The 313-nt window shown below is 30.7% G+C and carries 1 protein-coding gene; it reads right to left on the bottom strand.

Going from position 1 to position 313, the window contains the following annotated elements; all coding sequences use genetic code 11:
- On the bottom strand, positions 1-313 hold a 313-nt coding region (locus QWI17_RS23040), incomplete at both ends, for an alpha/beta fold hydrolase (RefSeq protein ID WP_302724892.1).

Here is a 313-nt window from a genome sequence, read left to right as displayed (position 1 = left end):
ATTCAATTACTTTATCGTTAAAAATTTGTGGTTGATCGACATTCACGACATGTCCACAATCTTCGATAACAATCAATTCTGAATGTTTAGTATGTGCTTTTGTTAATTCCTGAATCGAAGGCAAAAACATATGATCTTCTGCTCCCATCACATATAAAGTCGGAATATTCAATTCAACTTTTCGAAACCATTTTAGCAATGGATTTACATCCGCAGTAAGTTTAAACCATTTCAAAAATTCTTTTTGATACAATTTTTTCGCTTCATTGATAAATAATAACCTTGATTCCTTGTGCGTATTTTTTGGCATTAT

The sequence above is a fragment of the Gilvimarinus gilvus genome, from assembly GCF_030518155.1.
Classification (GTDB): domain Bacteria; phylum Pseudomonadota; class Gammaproteobacteria; order Pseudomonadales; family Cellvibrionaceae; genus Gilvimarinus; species Gilvimarinus gilvus.
The sequence above is the reverse complement of the archived record's forward strand: the minus strand, read 5'-3'. Positions and strand labels throughout refer to the sequence as shown.